General features: G+C 72.7%; 3 protein-coding genes and 1 pseudogene. All 4 read right to left on the bottom strand.

The features are described from left to right. A pseudogene (locus CCN33_RS30230) lies at positions 1–302 on the bottom strand (hypothetical protein); the annotation flags it as partial. 152 nt (positions 303–454) lie between these two features. After that, entirely contained in the window at positions 455–859 is a 405-nt protein-coding gene (locus tag CCN33_RS30225; protein WP_086696481.1) for a DUF6113 family protein, read from the bottom strand. Next, a complete protein-coding gene (mshB, locus tag CCN33_RS30220; RefSeq protein WP_086696480.1) occupies positions 856–1,698 on the bottom strand; it encodes an N-acetyl-1-D-myo-inositol-2-amino-2-deoxy-alpha-D-glucopyranoside deacetylase in 843 nt (280 codons plus the stop codon). The genes CCN33_RS30225 and mshB overlap by 4 nt, the downstream gene beginning before the upstream one ends. Positions 1,699–1,748: 50 nt before the next feature. Further along, on the bottom strand, positions 1,749–2,057 hold the full coding sequence (locus CCN33_RS30215) for a DUF7677 family protein (RefSeq protein WP_086696479.1): 309 nt from the start codon (positions 2,055–2,057) through the stop codon (positions 1,749–1,751). Between the last annotated feature and the right edge of the window lie 135 nt (positions 2,058–2,192).

Genomic DNA, 2,192 nt, shown 5'->3' with positions numbered 1-2,192 from the left:
GTGGCGGGCTCGGGCCGCGCGTCGGCGGCCGGCTCGTCGCCGGCGCTCTCGCCGGCCGGGGCGCCGTCGACGGTCTTGCGCACGACGACCGGCGGAATCGGCCGCGATCCGGGGATGTTGATCCGGATGCGCGTGGTCAGCGTGGTCTCGGTCTTGCGGTCCTCGGGACGCGCGTCCGGGCTTCCCGCACCGGCCCCGTCGCCGGAAGCCATGGGGGTCCCGTACGGCGGGGTGCCGGAGGGGTATGCGGCTCCGCCGCGCCCGTTGGGCCCGGAGGACGGAGTGTCAGTTTCACGACTCAAGGCAGGTTCTCCCGGTTGGCTCCGCCGCCCGTCACGACCTCAGCGGGCATCTCGGCGGCGCGCACCACCATACTGGCCACCTCTGGCGCGAATCCCACGACCGCCGGGGAAATCCGCACCGGACCCGCACGAGGGCCCCGCGAAGTGGTACGTCACTTGCCAAGTCGGTCGGAGTCGGCGTCGGGTTGCCGTCCGGGGGCCAAGGTGGCGCAGATCACAGCGAGAGCCATGCCGCCGAGCAGGAAGACGTACGAGCCGCCGCCCGCGCCGAACAGGAAGTCACCTTCCGGGCGGCTGGCGGTGAGCAGGATGACCGCGACGACCCAGCCGAGCACCGGCGCGACCGCGCCCGAGCGGCCGCGCAGCGCGTAGCCGCCGCCGAGGAACAGGCCACCCGCGCCCGCGAGGGCGAGCAGCAGGCCGAGCGGGAACCAGGCGGCCTGCACCAGCGCCCCGGCGACGCCGACGACCGCACCGAGCAGGGCGAGCCCGAGCAGCGCGGCCATCCGGCCGAGGGAGGGGCGCTGCAGGGGCTGGGCGAGCATCGAGCTGCTCATGACGCCACCTCCACTCCGGCGAAGAGGTCGGTCTCGCCGGGTGCGGCGCTGCCCCGTACCAACTCGTAGTACTCGGTGCCGAACAGCGGCTGGGCGAGGTCGTTGGAGAGCGCGAAGTAGTCGCCCGCCACGGTGATCTGGGTGGCGTGGGCGCGCATCGCGGCGGCCTTGGCGGCGGCGTACGCGGTGCCGTCGACGGCGGTGGTGATCCGCTCGTCCGGGACCACGCCGGGCAGGTCGGCGATGTCGGCGCTCTTGCCGAACGGCAGGCCGGGCAACTCCTCGGCGAGCCGCGCGAAGGCGTCCTCGACGACCGAGCGGGGCATGCGGTTCCAGTAGACCTTGTCCACCCGGTGCCCCCGGCCGGCGGCCAGCTCGACGGCGCGCATGGTGACGCGGTGGGCCTGGATGTGATCGGGGTGGCCGTATCCGCCGTTGTCGTCGTACGCGACGACGACCTGCGGCCGGACCTCCAGCATCACGTCGGCGAGCGCTCCGGCGGCCTGGTCGAGGTCGGCCTGCCAGAAGGCGGCGGGGTCGTCGTTGTCCGCGAGCCCCATCATCCCGGAGTCCTGGTACCCGAGCACCCGCACGTCACGAACCCCCAGCTCCCCGAGGGCGGCGTCCAGCTCGCCCCTCCGGTACGCCCCGAGCGCGGACCCCTCCAGATGCCGCAGCTCCGGCGGGATCACCTCACCCCGCTCCCCCAGCGTGCAGGTCACCAGAGTCACGTGCGCCCCCTCGGCCACGTACTTGGCCATGGTCGCGCCGTTGTTGATCGACTCGTCATCAGGATGCGCGTGCACGAGCAGCAGACGCCGGGCGGGCAGTTCGGTCATGGGGTCCAGCGTACGAGGCGGGGCCGGCCGCGGTCCTCCCGGCGGTCCCGTCAGGGGCCGTGCAGCTCGGTCTCCCACGCCTCGAACGGAGGGTCCACCTCGTAGCCGGGATCGCATGTCATACGTATCCACTGAGCGACGCGGTACTGGGCGTCGCCGTCGTTGAGGGTCTGCCCGTGTTCGTCGATCTCGAGGACGTTGGCGTAGATCGCGAAGATCATCTCCAGGTCCGAGCCGTACTCGAGCAGGTGGGCGCGGTAGTCGATGCCGTCCAGCAACTCGACGTCCAGCGTGCCGTTGCCCAGGTAGAACGCGAAGAACCGCAGAGCGGACCGTACATCTGTCGAAAGGTGTGCCACGCGATCATCTTCGGCGACCCGGCTCCCGCCTCAGCGGGCCGGGTGCTCCCGGCAGTCGCGGCAGTGGCCCGGCGCGGGGGCGCGGAAGGCCCGGTCGCAGGTGTCGCAGTTGTGGAGGGGGGGGCGCACCGGGGG

Source organism: Streptomyces recifensis (assembly GCF_002154615.1).
Lineage (GTDB): Bacteria > Actinomycetota > Actinomycetes > Streptomycetales > Streptomycetaceae > Streptomyces > Streptomyces griseoluteus.
This window is presented reverse-complemented; position numbering and strand designations above follow the sequence as displayed.